The following is a 15,526-nucleotide window of genomic DNA, read 5'->3' on the forward strand; positions in this document are numbered from 1 at the left end:
CTTCTTCCACTCCTTCTGGCTCAGCATGATAATGTCCTTTCGTGTCACCGTACCTCCTTATTGAAAAGAAGGCAGTTTAGCATCTTAAATCCGGACATTCTTATTTTGGTTGTTTAGGACATTATCATTTTGGTATTACAGTAGTGTTGCATGTAAAAAACCGGCTTTGGGACAGTTATTATAAGAGAGGTTGGATCGTTCAGCTATATCCAAAATATTTATTAATTTATCATCTACACCGCTCCCGTCACATTACTCGTTTGATTCCTCAGCAGTTTTTGATTGTATGGAAATTACTGCACTAATGATGAGAACATATATCAAATCGACAATACATGTCACTAAGCAAGATTACCCTGTATGGAATTTCCTTCATAAAAAGCATTGTTCATCTTGCTGAAAAGATTGAAATTCAGATAGTTAGTAAAAAATATATTATTGGTATGTTTGTTGCTTGGAATGTAATTCAACGTTTCAGAGAAATGATAATTGTTATTTTCAAGATATTTGATAAAATACTGTTGAATTTTTTTGCGAAAATTGTAATTGAAATCACTGTTACTGTCATTAATTAATTTTAAGATAGGATTGATGAACAAAATAGAAACAAAGGAGAAAATTATGTTAAAGAAAAACTTCTTGATATATCTTCTCATTCCACTAATACTGCTGGCAATAACAGGTTGTGGCAGTGGAGGTAGCGGTGGCGGCGGCAATAGTAGCAGTAATAGCAACGGCAGTGAAAGTTCACAACCCAACGCTTTAACCGGATCAATATCAATTGCGTGGTCCGCTCCTGATACAAACACCGATAATCTTGCCGGATACAAAGTTTATTACGGCCAAGGTACCGGGAATTATACTAACTCGGTTGACATAGGTAACAACACCGAAGCCGCTATAAGCGGACTGACTCCTGGCACTTGGTGCTTTACAACAACCGCTTATGACTCTTCGGGGAATGAAAGCGAACATTCCAATGAAGCGTGTACGGAGATTACAGCAAGCAGTTAATGATAACAGATAAAAATTTCATATTACATAATAATGAGGTGAAGACTATGACAACAAAAAATGAAACAAAAAAAAAGATGAGCTATAAAATATTGTTTTATGTCCTGGCAACTGCGATATTTTTCACGGCTTTCAATGCGTCAGCAGCACAAGCCAGCCCTGTTATTCATTATGCCAGCGCCAAGAACGGACCAGTATCAGGGTGGGAAGGCTCATCTACCAAGGGAGCAGCAATCACTATATGGGGAGACAACTTTGGCGATATAAGAAGTGGAAATACTCTAACTGTGTGCGGAGTGACATTAAATCAAGATGCTGATTTTGCGGAATGGGGCGCTATTGCTCAACCGAAAACAGCAAAGAATGCAAAAAGAATAACTTTTTGGCTCAAGTCAAGCATGCTGAATGGAAGCGGAATAACCGTTAATGTTAATGGAGCAAGCAGCGATACTTATCCATTTAGTTGTGATAATACTGGAAACATACGGTTCATAAGCCCCATGGGTTCCGATTCCAGTGATGGAAAAACAAAAGCAACTGCCTGGAAAACATTAGAGACAGTTGTTAACCGGATGAAACCCGGAGACTTTCTCTATCTTACAGGCGGTACGCACCAAACAGGAAGGGTTGGTATCGGTTCTCAATATGCCGTTGATGATTGGTATCCGGGGACTGACGCTGAAAGAATCACAATGACAAGCTTTCCCGGAGAAGAGGCGATAGTAAAAGATGAAATAGACGCTAAATCTTCTTATTGGTCTTTTGCCAGAATTACTTTTGAGGGTCCGGGCAATAATTTTTACGGACCGCTTGAAATGGGCGATAGAACCGGATATAGCTCTTCGATAAATCCACACGGGGTTTCTTCCGGAATTAATTCAATCGGCAATGAATTCAGGGGAACAATGTGGCTGGCTATGGAAGCCTATGGCAATAATTTTGTCATACAAGGCAATTATGTAAAATTCACTCCTGATACAACGGCACCAAGCGGTCATGCGTACTCACTCTATATGTGTTCCGGATTAAACAGAACTATTAAGGATAATGAGATTTATGGAGGCGCCACTTGGCTGATGCATTATTACGATGAATCCAGAGTGGCAGGAGAAGCAGGCAAGGCAGTTTCAGGCATAATTGAAGGCAATATATTTGATGCAACCAATAATGGCGGGATAGGATTAAGAGGGGCTATCATATTTGAAGTAATTAATAATGCAAGCACCGGTATACCGATAGATTTTCAAAGTATGATTGTCAGAAATAACATTTTCTATACCAGAGATAACGGCTTGATAGACCCCGGATTTGCCATGGTTTATATGAGAGCGAACGTCAAGAATGTTAAAATTTACAACAATGTCTTTTATAACATGAATCAGAATGCGATTCGGGGAGACTCTTCTACTGCGTCGAATATAGAAGTCAAGAATAATATTTTTTCAAACATAAGCGGAACAGGCAATTATGATATCAACATACACTCTTGGCCAAGCAATCCGGTTAATGTTGTTGCAGACCAGAATCTTTTTGCTGCCAGTCCCAAATTATATGATATAATTGACAGCCATCAAATAGTGGGTGATCCTAAATTTTCATCCTTATCCACTTATGATTTCCATCTCCAATCCACAAGTCCAGCAATCGATTCAGGATTGTCACTTGCCGAAGTAGCAACAGATTTTGACGGCAATCTCCGTCCCATGGACGGCGACAATGATGGAACAGCCAAGTATGACATCGGCGCGTATGAATATACCGGAACTTACACCCCTCCCGCGCCGGACACGCAAGCCCCAACCGTTCCGACTAGTCTTACAGCAACACCGATATCATCAACGCAAATCAATATCTCATGGAACTCATCCACTGATAATGTCGGAGTAACAGGATACAAGATATACAAAAATGGTTCACAGATTGCAACCACCACCTCAACCAGCTATTCATCCACAGGACTCGGCCCTTCAACCGCATATAACTTCACAGTAGAAGCTTATGATGCCGCCGGAAACTCGGCTCTGTCAGCGCCTGTCTCGGCAACCACCCAAGCAGGGGCTGACACCCAGGCTCCGACCGTTCCTTCGGGACTAACAGCAACGGCATTATCTCCTACGCAAATCAATCTTTCGTGGAGTGTATCTACTGACAATGTGGGCGTTGCAGGATACAAAATTTTCAGGAATGGCCTCCAAGTAGCGACCTCAAATTCGCTTACCTACTCCGACACAGGGCTCATTGCATCCACCTCTTATACTTATAAGATAAGGGCATATGATGCCTCTGGTAACATATCGGCAGACTCAACATCTGCTTCGGCAAATACACCCGCTTCTCCTGATACTCAGGCACCTTTTATTCCTTCGGGTGTGACGGCAGTAGCAACATCATCTTCTCAGATTAGCCTTTCCTGGAACGCCACCACTGACAATGTAGGCGTTACAGGATACAGTATTTACAGAAACGGTTCTCTAATTGCAACCTCAACCTCAACCGTATATGCCGACACGGGACTCTCTCCGTCAACCTTTTATACATACTCAATAAAAGCTTACGATGCTGTTGGCAATGTATCGGCAGGGTCATCATCTGCTTCTGCTACAACGCAGAATGTGATTGTAGACCATACCCCGCCCTCGCCTCCTCGCAATCTTCGCTTTGTACAATAGTAGAAAAAGCCCCTCGCTTCCTTGTACAGAAAGCGAGGGGCTTTTTATTGAAATGCTCTATAATCGTAAGAGACGGCACTATGCTGTGGGAATTCCAACTCCAAACTATCTATAGACTCTATAGATGCGATACATATCTGAGGTTGACTTTTCAATTTTGTATGTAAAATTGCCACCGGTTCCTCCAATACCAGGATTGTCACAAACAGAACAAATGTCAATCTTTTCTCTCTTCCCCTCCACCAAGGAATTACGAATATTACTATATTCCTTATTTGACCATAATTGATAAATTGTTTCATTGCCTAAAATAGTTCCTATTTTGTGCTTATACATGACATCATTACAGCAAATTGTCAAATCCCCCCAAGGATTAACATTAATTTGTTCGAATGGAAACAAGCAAAACCATCTCTTGCTACTATTAAGGGGACGATTATTAGGAGAATTCCCACCTCTATTGTGCATCACTTCGTTCTTGTATCGCATTGATATGTCAATATCAATTGCATCCTTATACTTAGAACTACGAAAATCGTCAACAAACTTTCTTATTGAAGGAATAAATTTATTTTTATCATTGTAATTGTTTATTCCAATCTGATTCATACCAGCTTGAATTAATTGTTCAACAATTTTCATATTGATTAATATGCCGTTAGTTAGAATTCGGATAGAGGCTTTAGGAATCTTCGTCCTGAAAAAAGCAACTATTTCTGGTAACCTCTTATCTATAAGAGGTTCATTATTATTAAATAATGATAAGACACCATCAAAGGAACAGCTTTGTAATTCACTACCTAATCTTGATATGACTTCCCAATCGGCCTCTTTATATTCCCTCTTTCTCAGGCGTCTATTCATTGGACAGAAGGAACAATCGTTATTGCAAATAGATACGGTTTCAAACTGTACGTGATAAAATAGAGGAGGTTCTTTTTTTTGAAATGCTGGAGTCAAAATATCTTGCAATTCATGTCTTACAAGATGATCTCTTTTTTTTATATGGTGCAGTCTTTCCAGCAGCCTTTTCGACCATGTTCTGGTGTTTAAATACCACTTAAAATACGGTTGCTTATTTATCGTCAATCCCATTTTTCCCTCCCCTGCCAGTCAATCTGCTATTACAGCAAGTTCTTCGCTACAAGGCAGTGTATGTTTTCAGTATGTAAAAAGTCTTGAACTTTTTCTTTTCTTAACAACAGGTGCCAAGGTTCTCGAAGGTGTTTGATTCGGAAGATGCACTCATAGACACGGCAACGACTCCTTTGCAAAGTACACGGCAGCTTTTTTTGTGATATGCCCACCCCAACTTCACTCCTGCTAACTCCATCTCGATTTCCGTCATCTACTTATGCGTCATGTCGGTATTCATTTTTTCATCTAACATCAATTTGTCAATGTCTAATTTGATAGACTTTAAAATATTTCATCCGGTTGTTATCGCTTGCTTTGGGAATATAATAACATATACTTCCCCGCCATTGTATCAGATGTAAAATTATCTCGGAGTCTCCTATATGCTGCTTGTCTTAATTTTTCTGCTGTTGCACGATCATTAATCAATCTTAAAATTGAATGTCTTAATTCATCTATTTCTTTCGGTCTTACTAATATACCGGTTTCATCGTGTGTAATCACCTTTGGCACAGCCCCAACCCTTGTAGCGATGACCGGCTTTTTAGCTGCCATAGCTTCAAGAAGCACCATAGGCAGCCCCTCTTTTATGGAAGGTAAGACAAAGATATCCATCATAGAGAGCATCTCCGGGATATCTTTCCTGTAGCCTGCAAAAATAACATTGCTACTTATGCCCAGAGTATTTGCCATACTCTCAAGCTCATTCCTTAAAAGCCCGTCCCCAATGATAAGAAATTTTACCGCCTTATGTGTTTCAAGGATTTCCCTGGCAGCCTTGAGCAAATAGATATGCCCCTTTTCATGTCCCAGACTTCCTATTGTCCCTATGACGGTCTCATGCTCTTTGATCCCGAATTCCTTCCTGATATTAACCGGATAAACTTTTCCATTGAACCTGTCAAGGTCAATGCCGTTATCGATAATGCGGATTTTTCTTTCAGGGATCTTGTATCTCAGCATGTCCTTTTTAACATCCTCCGAGACAGCCACGATCCTGTCAAAATACCGGATAAGCAGGCTGTCAATAAAGCAATAAACTTTCAGTTTCCAGTGTGCTGTCAGCCAATTATGATTCGTTGTGACAAGTGGGATTTTCCCTCTTGATGCGAGCAATCCGAAAAAGTTGGATTTGTACCCATGACAATGGATGATATCAACTCTGTTCTCTTTAATATATTTTCTGATTAATGAAACCAGACTAAAATCAAATTGCCCTTTGCATGGAAATATAACGGTGTCAATACCGGAGGCATTCGCTTCTTCTGCAACCTCGACATGCGGGTTATTCGAGTTTCTTATGACTCCTGCTATCGGGCAGCAACTCTCAAATTTCTTCAGGCCTTTTGACAACTCAAGAAGCACCCTTTCAGCTCCGAATAATCCGCTGCTGCTGATTAGATGAAGGATACGCATATTTGTTGTATCTGTTGTGAAAATCTGAACTGCAGCTTTATTAATCGGACAGCCGGGCGGTTTTATCAGCAGGAAATATAATTTTAAAGATGGTAAGCAGTATAAGCCTCAAATCATAAAAGAAGGAAGACTTTGCAACGTATTTCTTAGCAAGCTTCAACTTCTCAGGCAATAACACTGACTTATAATATTCCTCCGGATTGTCCTGATTTTGCAGGACACCTTCTTCGTCCCTGTAAACAATTGAAGAAATATCGGTTATGCCGGGTCTAACACGTAGAATGTCATTGTAATCATCTTTATACAAATCCACATACTTTTTGACTTCCGGCCTTGGCCCGACAAAACTCATTTCTCCTTTCAGAACATTTATAAGCTGCGGCAGCTCGTCAATCTTTGTCTTCCTTAAAACCCAGCCTGATCTCGTGACCCTGGCATCCCCGCCTGCCGTAATTTGCAAACCTTTTTTATGTGCGTCATTTACCATACTCCTGAACTTATAAATGAAGAATGGCCTGAAATTCCTTCCCATCCTTTCCTGCTTGAAAAATACAGGACCGGGACTGTCAAGCTTTATGAGGATTGCCATCACCATAAAAACGGGCAGCAACATGAGCAGGCCAATAAGTGAAAAGAAAATGTCAAAAAGACGCTTCATTTCCCAAATTTTTTTATTACTGAAATAACCGCCTCAATGACCCTTTCCACATCGCCGTCAGTCATCTTCGGATATATCGGAAGGGAAATGATCCTCTGAAAAGTTTCATATGCCACTGGAAAGTCTTCAGGTTTATATCCATATGTATCCCGATAGTACGGGTGGATGTGAAGGGGAATAAAGTGCACTGATGTGCCGATTCCCCTGTCCTTCAACTCTTCAATAAAGCGTCCCCTGTCTATTGTCAAACATTCGAGATTGAGTTTGATCACATACAAATGCCAGCTATGTTGTGTTCCGGCGGGAGTCGCCAGAAGCGAAGTTAAAGATGAAAAAGGGATTTCGATCTCGGTCAGATTCATGAATGCCTCGCTATACATACCGGCAATTTTTTTCCGCCTGTCCCACATTCTGTCAGTCTTTCTTAATTGGCCTATGCCGAGGGCTGCGGCTACATCGGTCAGATTATATTTAAACCCGGGTGCAATTATTTCGTAATACCAATTCCCTTCCGCGGTGTATCTCTTCCACGCGTCCCTGCTTATACCGTGCATGCTCATGATCCTCATTCTCTCCGCCCATTCATCATTGTCAGTTGTGATCATGCCGCCTTCCCCCGTAGTAAGATTCTTTGTAGCGTAAAAACTGAAGCATGTTATATCGCCAATAGTCCCTATCATACGGTCCTTATAAAAAGCAGGCAAGACATGCGCCGCATCTTCTATCACCTTCAGATTGTATTTTTCGGCCAGCTCCATAATGGTGTCCATTTCACATGGATATCCTGCGTAGTGAACGGGAATAATGGCCTTAGGCAGCGACAAGGGGCGAGATAAAAGGGGTGAAAGATATGCCTCTATCTTTTCGGTATCAATATTCATAGTCACAGGATCTATATCGATAAAAACAGGCCTGGCCTTGAAGTAACGGATAACCTCAGCGGTGGCCGCAAAGGTCATCGGCGTTGTGATAATCTCGTCTCCTTCCTTGATCCCTATTGCTTCAAGCGCAAGATGAAGTGCCGCCGTGCAGGAGTTGACAGCTATGGCATGTTTGCATCCGATATATTCTGAAAACTCCTTTTCAAACTGTTTTACCTTAGGCCCGGTAGTAATCCAGCAGGATTTCAACGCTTCGATAATCGCTTCTATCTCATCTTCTTCAATAAGCGGCAATGAAAAAGGCAGATATTTTACACTTGTTTTCATAGATACTGTCTCCTTGTCTTTATCTGAATTGTCTTCCGTACTCAAGGAACCGCCCCACAGCCTCCTGGTCCGGCCAGCCGTAGTAGCTTCCTCTTGTCATATCAATTGGATATGTCCTGACTTCGCCTTCCGCAATCATGGCGATACCGTCAACAACAATTTCTGCCCCTATTCTTTTGGACCGCCTTATGACTGCATCAAGCGTGTCATCAGAGCGAACAGAATACTTCCTTTGTATTAAAACGTCTCCGGCGTCTATCTTTTCATTTACAAAAAAAAGCGTGACACCGGCCTCCTTTTCATTATTGGCAAGGACCCAAAACGAAGGCATGACTCCGCGGTAGTCCGGCAGTAAGGAGCCGTGCAGATTAAGACATCCCTTCGGGGGCAGTCCAATGAGGTCTTTTTTGAAAATCTGGGGGCATGAAACGGAAATTATCAGATCGGTATTCCAATCCTTTAACCGTTGAAGATTCTGCCTGCTGTTTACATCAAGCTCCTGCAAATACGGTATGCGATATTTTTCTAATATCGAGCTTAGGGAATAAAATCTTCCGTTCTTTCTCCCGGAGAGGAGATTCATCAACTTGTAATAAATGACATTACAGGACATTGCGGCAGTTTCTTTTAACCCGAAAGTTTTCGCATACCGAATGGCCAGTGACGCGCTTGTGGTATTCTTATAAACAGGCGGCACTATTATCACCTTTACCTCATGCTTCGGGTCTATGCTGTCAAGAACATACTTGTAAAAATCCGGCAGATAAAAGGGTTCGTCCGGACTCAAGAAAACTATACGCATGTTTCCGCCTCCTTCTTTTTCAGTCTGTTCAGCACATCTGACATTGTTCCAAAAGTACCCGACTCAAGAAGCCTTGAAACTTTTCCCCGAAAACCATGCCGCCCTATTCCCTGATGTAATCGTCTATACATGGGAATACGCTTCATGCTTTGCTTCCACTCACCGGGATTAAATTCATAAGGATGACAATATATTATAAAGGGCAGTCTCTGAACTTCCAGTCTCTTCCTGCTCATCTCCAGAAACCAGAATGGAAACAGGCGGAAATAGCCTCCGCCTCCAACTGGTATTCTCAACCCGTTAGGACGGGATAACTCATAAACGCTGACCGGAAGCTCCTCTATATTCCCGGAAGGAGTTTTAAACAAACTGTATCCCCGCTCAAAACCGCTGATGCCGTATCTTTTTGTTCTTAACGGGAAGATGGATGAATCATATCTTATTCCACATTCGCACATAACTTCAAAGGCCCAGAAGGATTTTGCATCAATTGAAAAATCAGGCGCCCTGAAACCGGTAACAGCTATTCCTGTTATGTCCTCGATGTATTTGCTGGTCTCCATAAGCTCACGTTTAAACTCATTGTGTGACATCTTATTAACAGGACGATGCGAAAAACCATGTGATTGGATTTCATGCCCCTTACCATGAATCTCCTTTATCAGGAAAGGGAATTCTCTGGCGACCATCCCCTGGACAAAGAAAGTGCCACGGACATTATGCCTTGAGAGAAAATCAAGCACAACGCGGGTATTGTGAAGGCAGATATCGCTGATTGGAGCGTTAAGATCATGGGATGATTGATACCAGTCCTCAACGTCAATGGAAAAGGCATTTAACATCGATGTGGTGATGGAATCAGAGAAGCCATAATTATCTGCTGAGTGATTCAACAACCTTAGGTTTAATACGAACCGCATTGCTTATCAGAGCAGTAATGAAACCTGCGCCGAATCCAAAATGTATAGAGACGATTGCGAGCATAACCCCGGGCAGCAGCTTCATTTTCTCAAAGAAGGTCAGCCTTAACGATTCCAGCAATATTAACGAAACATATCCACCGGCATATAAGAAAAACGCCCCAAGGACAAATTTATTCAACACAGCTGTTACACCCAATAAAGCAAACCCGGCAACAAGGACTGCCGGAACAAAGTGCCTCAATGAAAGCTGAGCGGGATGTTTTTTCATGATCGCAACCTTCCAGTAGCCGTACTGCATGAATTGCTTAAAAAGCTGCCTGAATTTATTCCGAGGAAAGTACTGGATCTTTATCCTCCCAGACTGAATGATTTTTCCGCCTGATTTCCGCAGTCTGAAGGAAAGCTCGTCGTCCTGGTTTCTTACCATAGACTCATCATACATCCCGACTTCAATTAGCCTGCTTCTTCGAAAGCATCCCCCGTAAACCGCATCTGTCTCCCCTGCGAAATCCCCCCTGTCACGCAGCGCCCCGCCCATTGTAATGCGGCTCCGGTATGCGGCGGCTACACATTGCTGAACATAAGTATTTCCAAGAGGGATAAGAACGCCTCCCACATTATCAGCCCCGGTCTCTTCACTCAGCTTTATTAAATCTTTCAAATAATTTTTCGGATGTAAACACCTGACATCAGTCCGCACAATATATTCGCCTTTTGCCTGCGTAATGCCGAGATTCATTGCGTGCGGCACAGTCCTTTCTGGATTGTCCAGTATAACAAGCGTCGGATATTGCTCCTGAAGTTTCAAAAGAATATCCCTTGTACCGTCATCACTCATTCCGTCCACAATCATTACTTCAAAATCACCTTCAGGTTTCTCAAAGCCAAAAACATTCCTAATGCAGGCTTCAATATTCTTGACTTCATTGCGGCAGGGAATTAATACGGAGACTTTCTTGTTACTATCCATTCAGAAATCTTTCGCATTTGTTTTGCTTTGGAGCTTCTTGTCATAGCAGCTATAACTATCATCTACATGTTGAGCTATTAACTTCCAACTATATTTTTGTTCAATAAGATGTCTGGCGTTTTGTCCAAGCTTAATTAAACAATCTTCATTCCGCAATAACCATACAACTCTTTTCGCAAATTCTTCAGGGCTGTCGGCAATCAAGATATTTTTTCCATTTTCAACAATGATTCCTTCAGCACCAATTGAAGTGGTTACGACAGCTTTAGCTTGAGCCATAGCATTTATTACTTTTATCTTTGTCCCACTTCCACTTCTTATTGGAGCGACAAATATAGAAGCACTTTGTACAATATTTCTTATGTCTTCTACAAACCCCAATATTTTTATATTAGGATCATGCATAGCCTTTTCTTGTAGCAAATTAGTAGGCGATTTTCCAATAAATTCTATCGTCACTTTTGGTACTTCTTGCTTAAGAATAGGCCAAATGTCACGCAAAAAGAAATCTACTGCGTCTGCATTATAATGTCCAGCCATCCCTCCTACCCATACTAAATGGTTTTTTTTAATCTTTCCTGGCAAAGGCTTAAAATAGTCAATATCAACGCCATTAGGAATTACTGTAAAATTATCGACTTTGCATAATTTAAGCAAATGCATTTTATCCTCTTCAGAAACTACTATGCATCTGTTAAATAATGGGCACGTTTTCCTTTCATAATTCATTAGTTTCAAGTATTGATAATATAAAAACGATTTAATTAAAAAGTTCTGCTCTGTTTTCATCCAACGATATAACCTTAAATACTCCACATTATGATTAGTTAATATTGTCGGAATATTATTAATAATTTCTTTGACATAACTTGCTAATGCAAGCATATCAATATGAACTAATTCTATGTTGTATTTAGATAGAATTTCTTTTAGTTTCACCTTTGCTTCAGGAACAAGATATCTTTCTGATACCAATGGGTGCTTAGAAAATAAATTTTTCCCAACCTGCAATAAGAAATGAAAATTGTAGCCTGTTTTAGGAATAAGATAACTATCTACAGTTTCGCATAATTCTTTAATGTTCCTTGAATAGTTAAGTTCCTTCTTATGCTGGGCAAATCCAATAAAATAGATTTTATTCTTCTCAGCTAATATCTTTAATATATTATAAGTCCTTATATGGTGGCCACCAACCGGGGGATAAGGATTTTCAGTTGATATAAATAAAATATTCAACCCTCTATCCTGATTCTGTTAAAAAATCTATATATTCTTCTATACCTACCCAAACCTATTGCTTTCTTAATACTACTTTTGAAGCAATTACACATGATAATTCCAAGTCGGCTATTAGATTCTTGGCTGATTAAGTTACCGAACGTCTTCAAGCTATGGCTATCTTTTATTGGGATTCTCCCCAGTTGAAATGGTATTTCATCATATTGCTTCTTATTGAAATCTGATGTTAAAATTGCCTTGTAACCAACTTCTTTTGCTATCTTTATAACATTATCGTTATAACTTCCGAAAGGTAAGCTTAAGTATCTTACAACCTCCCCAACTTTTTCTTCTATGATCTCTTTAGATTTTGATAATTCATAATAAATTTCTCTATCACCAATCTCTCCAAGCATAGGATGGGTCATTGTATGTGATTGAACTAAATGTCCACACTTGTGAATTTCATTTATTTGATTCCAACTCATGTATCGAGCTTTCTCAATGTACTCGACAGTTACGAAGAAAGTTGCTTTAAAATTAAGCTCTTGAAGAATTGGTAACGCAAAGCGATAGTTTCCGATAAGTCCATCATCGAATGTAATTACTATAGGATTAATAATGTCATCTTTTTCAAATAAGATACTTTCTAAGGGACAAACACTAAATCCATTATCACGAATGAAGTTAAGTTGTTCCGTAAATTGGGAGGTCGATAGCGAATAAGCTGGATCAATCCTTCTAAGTTTTTTGCCCCTTTCTGGTTCATCAGTCACTTCATGATACATCAAGATTCTGCAATCTTTATTTTTCCCTGTCATGTTTTTTAGAGCCTATCTATTATCTTGAATATGTGAGATAAAATATTTCAACTTTCCTGACCTTCCAGGTTCTATGTTAGGAACAATATCAAATTGAATCTTTATAGAATTCCCCAAGACATCTTCTAATTGTTGCTTATATTTTCTGCTCATCTCAACTGTAAAATCATTTGATTTTACAATCTTTACAATCAATTCATCTTTCCTATTCTGAATCCCTTGAAACTGCTTAACCCCTCTTTTGAATGTATATGCAAGTATTGCATCGTAAACATGTTTATTTTCAGGAGTAATGATGTAGCTATCTTCTCGACCCTTCAGTTTGCTTAAAATCGGAAACCCTATTCCGCAGTCACAGGGAGCGTCTGATAATTCTCCCATGTCTCCAACCTTATATCTAATTAACGGATTATATTTATTATTTAATTCAGTAATCACAATCTCTTTTGCTTTATGAGGTTGATCGGAATCAACCGTTTCAACAAATAGATGGTCAGAATTAACATGAAGTTTACCATGAAGACATTCAAAAGCTATTACACCAACTTCGGTCGCACCATATTCGTTGGCCACCTTACATTTGAAGGTATTCTCTATGAGTTCTCTTTGGAAATCATGCAGAATTTCACCGGTTGTGATAATTACAGATAGATCTATTTTCTTAAATAGAATATTTTTCTCACTTAACCATTGAGCAAATTTATATATCAAAGATGGATAACCACAAAAATATTTTGGTCGGAATCTCTCAATTTTATCTGCAAACTGTGAAAAACTCCTGTCATCAAGCGCAAAAGCTGACAATCTAATCCTATTAATCATAAAATCCTTCAGTTTCTCGACTATATAATTACGGGGGCTGAGAGGTACCCCCCAGAAACGAGCCTGCTTGTCTCCTATATTTAATCCGTATTGCCCGTAGCAGCGGAACATTACTGCCCTAATATATGCGCTCTTTTCAATATCTTTTATGACTATTAAAGGATTACCAGATGAGCCACTGGTAGAGTCTTTGCTAATTCTTTTTCTTTGTCTGTGATTAACCAATTGGTCATAATTATTTTGTATATCTTGCTTATTTAATAATGGGATTTTTTTTAAATCGAAAGGCAATGACAGATTCTTAATATCTATACCGGCATCATGAAATCTGTTACGATAAAAAGGGATTTCCTGATAACTGGTTTGTAGCGTATTGTTCAATTTGGCGAGTTGGAGTTTTCTTATTTCGTGACGAGGTAGATAAGGAATATGAGCAATATCTTTATGAAATTTGGAGATAGTTTCACCTCTTAACCGTTCAATAATGCTAAAAAATATTTTTTGGGCAATCCATTCATTCATAACGCATTATACGATATTGCATTTTTCAGAAGTGCTTATGTCTGTTTCAAAGAAAGCGCAATTATAGGGTAGCGGCCTTCTCTTCTTCTATATTAATCTGATTTGTCTTAACAACCAAACCCAAAAGAATCCAGAAATATCCCATAACATTTAGATATGACCATCTATCGCCAAAAAGATTAGAAACAAGGCATGCAATAATCATCCCGACAAATCCTATACCCATACCTCTTAGAAAATTATCTTTCGAACTCATGTATAATGCCCATCCTTTCTTAATGCCTAAGTAAAAAATATAGAGGAATAACGTAAGGCCGACAATTCCTTGCTCCAAGAGTATTTCAACATATCCATTATGAACATTCCTCCTCGACTTTTCACCGGATGTCTTAAATCCTAAATATTGAGAGCTGCCGAAACCTACTCCTGTCAATGGATTAACAATTATTTCTTCCAACGCTTGCGACCACAATTCAAGCCTGCTTGATGATGATGCATCAACTCCTTCTTCAGTTTTTGTCATCTCAAGCCGTTCTACAACAGCATCGGGAAGAACAGTGTTCCAGCTTACCAGAAGTATTAGCAATAACAACAACACAATTCTGTTTTTAGTTAACCCAAGGAACAAAAGTCCTGCCAAGACGGCAGCATATCCACCCCTTGAATAGAGATATAAGATGCAATACGTATTAAACATTATCAAGCACCAAAGAACTATTTTCACAAATGTTCTGTCAATTACCAACAAGATACCCATAAATAATATTGTTACCTGTGCATAGAAAGCAGCAAATTCATTAGGTCCGAGATAGCTGAAAGTCACACCTACATCTCTTTTATCCTCAGAAAAAGATTCGTGACCAACCCATTTTTGATTCTGATAAAAATTTTGGTCCATTATAAAAATTGTAAGCACCATTATCCCAATAACAATCATTATTTGCTTCTTGTTTGTAATTGTATTTATTGCAATGAAATATAAGAACTGTAACCTGATAAAGTTCTTCCAAAGGGCTAACTGTGGATTGTCAAGCGTAATTGGATAAGGTAATCCCAACTTGAAGCTTCCCACCCAAAGAGCAGAATATGTTAAAGGGATCATCAGGAACACATATTTATTGATTTTCTTCTCATCTTCTGTTGCTGTAAAATTCTTTTTCTGAATAAGTATCTTTATTAATATTGCCGCAAATAGAATATCCAGCATATCCTTTCCGAAAGGAAATTCAATAAATCTTTCCATTAAATTCTGCAGCGGGATCAACATAGTCAGCAAATACAGTCCGTAGACAGCATTACGAAACAGGACTATTACACCTACGATCATGCATACAATGTATGCAAGA

At 39.5% G+C, this 15,526-nt stretch carries 13 protein-coding genes; 2 read left to right on the forward strand and 11 right to left on the reverse strand.

The window, feature by feature from the left end; translation table 11 throughout:
- Positions 1–591: 591 nt before the first annotated feature.
- A complete protein-coding gene (locus tag HZB61_01945; protein MBI5055369.1) occupies positions 592–1,014 on the forward strand; it encodes a fibronectin type III domain-containing protein in 423 nt (140 codons plus the stop codon).
- A gap of 398 nt (positions 1,015–1,412) precedes the next feature.
- A complete protein-coding gene (locus tag HZB61_01950; GenBank protein MBI5055370.1) occupies positions 1,413–3,683 on the forward strand; it encodes a fibronectin type III domain-containing protein in 2,271 nt (756 codons plus the stop codon).
- Positions 3,684–3,788: 105 nt separating this feature from the next.
- Here the strand turns inward: HZB61_01950 and HZB61_01955 are convergent, their stop codons facing one another.
- The 11 genes from HZB61_01955 to HZB61_02005 form a co-directional block, all read right to left on the reverse strand.
- Complete coding sequence (locus HZB61_01955) at positions 3,789–4,778, reverse strand: radical SAM/SPASM domain-containing protein (GenBank protein MBI5055371.1); 990 nt, start codon at positions 4,776–4,778, stop codon at positions 3,789–3,791.
- Positions 4,779–5,123: 345 nt separating this feature from the next.
- Entirely contained in the window at positions 5,124–6,236 is a 1,113-nt protein-coding gene (locus HZB61_01960; GenBank protein ID MBI5055372.1) for a glycosyltransferase family 4 protein, read from the reverse strand.
- A 40-nt stretch (positions 6,237–6,276) separates the two neighbouring features.
- On the reverse strand, positions 6,277–6,894 hold the full coding sequence (locus HZB61_01965) for a sugar transferase (protein ID MBI5055373.1): 618 nt from the start codon (positions 6,892–6,894) through the stop codon (positions 6,277–6,279).
- Positions 6,891–8,102: a DegT/DnrJ/EryC1/StrS family aminotransferase gene (locus HZB61_01970; GenBank protein MBI5055374.1), complete on the reverse strand. Its 1,212-nt coding sequence runs from the start codon at positions 8,100–8,102 to the stop codon at positions 6,891–6,893. The genes HZB61_01965 and HZB61_01970 overlap by 4 nt, the downstream gene beginning before the upstream one ends.
- A gap of 19 nt (positions 8,103–8,121) precedes the next feature.
- On the reverse strand, positions 8,122–8,904 hold the full coding sequence (locus tag HZB61_01975) for a hypothetical protein (GenBank protein ID MBI5055375.1): 783 nt from the start codon (positions 8,902–8,904) through the stop codon (positions 8,122–8,124).
- Positions 8,895–9,797, reverse strand: coding sequence for a polysaccharide deacetylase family protein (locus HZB61_01980; protein MBI5055376.1), 903 nt, complete (start codon positions 9,795–9,797; stop codon positions 8,895–8,897). The genes HZB61_01975 and HZB61_01980 overlap by 10 nt, the downstream gene beginning before the upstream one ends.
- Complete coding sequence (locus HZB61_01985; GenBank protein ID MBI5055377.1) at positions 9,778–10,797, reverse strand: glycosyltransferase family 2 protein; 1,020 nt, start codon at positions 10,795–10,797, stop codon at positions 9,778–9,780. The genes HZB61_01980 and HZB61_01985 overlap by 20 nt, the downstream gene beginning before the upstream one ends.
- Positions 10,798–12,033, reverse strand: a complete 1,236-nt coding sequence (locus HZB61_01990) for a glycosyltransferase (protein MBI5055378.1) — start codon at positions 12,031–12,033, stop codon at positions 10,798–10,800.
- On the reverse strand, positions 12,030–12,803 hold the full coding sequence (locus HZB61_01995; GenBank protein MBI5055379.1) for a polysaccharide deacetylase family protein: 774 nt from the start codon (positions 12,801–12,803) through the stop codon (positions 12,030–12,032). Before HZB61_01995 ends, HZB61_01990 begins: the two co-directional genes overlap by 4 nt.
- Positions 12,804–12,848: 45 nt before the next feature.
- Positions 12,849–14,180: a phenylacetate--CoA ligase family protein gene (locus tag HZB61_02000; protein MBI5055380.1), complete on the reverse strand. Its 1,332-nt coding sequence runs from the start codon at positions 14,178–14,180 to the stop codon at positions 12,849–12,851.
- A gap of 61 nt (positions 14,181–14,241) precedes the next feature.
- Positions 14,242–15,423, reverse strand: coding sequence for an O-antigen ligase family protein (locus HZB61_02005; protein MBI5055381.1), 1,182 nt, complete (start codon positions 15,421–15,423; stop codon positions 14,242–14,244).
- Between the last annotated feature and the right edge of the window lie 103 nt (positions 15,424–15,526).

This window comes from Nitrospirota bacterium, from assembly GCA_016214845.1.
In the GTDB taxonomy this organism is placed as follows: Bacteria; Nitrospirota; Thermodesulfovibrionia; order UBA6902; family UBA6902; genus SURF-23.

Excerpts from the sequence above, each read along its gene's own strand:
- HZB61_01945 (MBI5055369.1), top strand. The coding sequence starts at position 592 with ATGAACAAAATAGAAACAAAGGAGAAAATTATGTTAAAGAAAAACTTC.
- HZB61_01950 (MBI5055370.1), top strand. The coding sequence starts at position 1,413 with ATGCTGAATGGAAGCGGAATAACCGTTAATGTTAATGGAGCAAGCAGC.
- HZB61_01955 (MBI5055371.1), bottom strand. The coding sequence starts at position 4,778 with ATGGGATTGACGATAAATAAGCAACCGTATTTTAAGTGGTATTTAAAC.
- HZB61_01960 (MBI5055372.1), bottom strand. The coding sequence starts at position 6,236 with ATGCGTATCCTTCATCTAATCAGCAGCAGCGGATTATTCGGAGCTGAA.
- HZB61_01965 (MBI5055373.1), bottom strand. The coding sequence starts at position 6,894 with ATGAAGCGTCTTTTTGACATTTTCTTTTCACTTATTGGCCTGCTCATG.
- HZB61_01970 (MBI5055374.1), bottom strand. The coding sequence starts at position 8,102 with ATGAAAACAAGTGTAAAATATCTGCCTTTTTCATTGCCGCTTATTGAA.
- HZB61_01975 (MBI5055375.1), bottom strand. The coding sequence starts at position 8,904 with ATGCGTATAGTTTTCTTGAGTCCGGACGAACCCTTTTATCTGCCGGAT.
- HZB61_01985 (MBI5055377.1), bottom strand. The coding sequence starts at position 10,797 with ATGGATAGTAACAAGAAAGTCTCCGTATTAATTCCCTGCCGCAATGAA.
- HZB61_01995 (MBI5055379.1), bottom strand. The coding sequence starts at position 12,803 with ATGTATCATGAAGTGACTGATGAACCAGAAAGGGGCAAAAAACTTAGA.
- HZB61_02000 (MBI5055380.1), bottom strand. The coding sequence starts at position 14,180 with ATGAATGAATGGATTGCCCAAAAAATATTTTTTAGCATTATTGAACGG.
- HZB61_02005 (MBI5055381.1), bottom strand. The coding sequence starts at position 15,423 with ATGGAAAGATTTATTGAATTTCCTTTCGGAAAGGATATGCTGGATATT.